Source organism: Vibrio sp. 1078-1 (genome assembly GCF_033340475.1).
The window spans coordinates 1-560 of the sequence record NZ_JAWOWM010000708.1; the positions used below are offsets into that span (position 1 = coordinate 1).

Sequence of the window (560 nt, forward strand, 5' to 3'; positions counted from 1 at the left end):
TGGGCTCTGTCTTTCTAACAGCAAGTTACGAATAGCTGTACCTGCTTCTAGAATGTGTTTTTTCAGCAGATATTTTGCGCCATCAATATCTCTGTTCTGGCACATTTCAAACAAGGTCAAATGTTCTTGTTCTGCTTTTTTAATGCCTGTGGTGAATAACAACTGCATACGAATGTAGCGATCGCATTTGGTATTTAAGTTGTAAATCACATCCATGGTTTCTGGCATGTTGGCAGGTGCGTATAACGCTTTGTGGAATTCGTAGTTATAGTTACTCCATTCTTCCACTTCGTCGCCACTATTTACCACCGCTTCGAAGCGTTCACGAACTTCACGAGCGCGTTCTAGATCTTCATCCGTCATGTTTTGAATCGCACGTTCCAGAATGTGGCATTCCACAACCGCACGCAGTTCAAATAGCTCATCGATTTTATCTGGAGACAGTTCAGTCACTGTCGCGCCTTTATGTGGCTCGAAACTGACTAAACCCTGCGCTTCCAATTGTACTAGTGCTTCACGCACAGGAATTCGGCTAACATTAAACTCTTTTGCTAACGCAT

Annotated in this window: 1 protein-coding gene; it reads right to left on the bottom strand. The window is 43.2% G+C overall.

Features of this window, described 5'->3' with window-relative positions; translation table 11 throughout:
• On the bottom strand, positions 1-560 hold a 560-nt coding region (locus R7190_RS29640; RefSeq protein ID WP_318138175.1), incomplete at both ends, for a GntR family transcriptional regulator.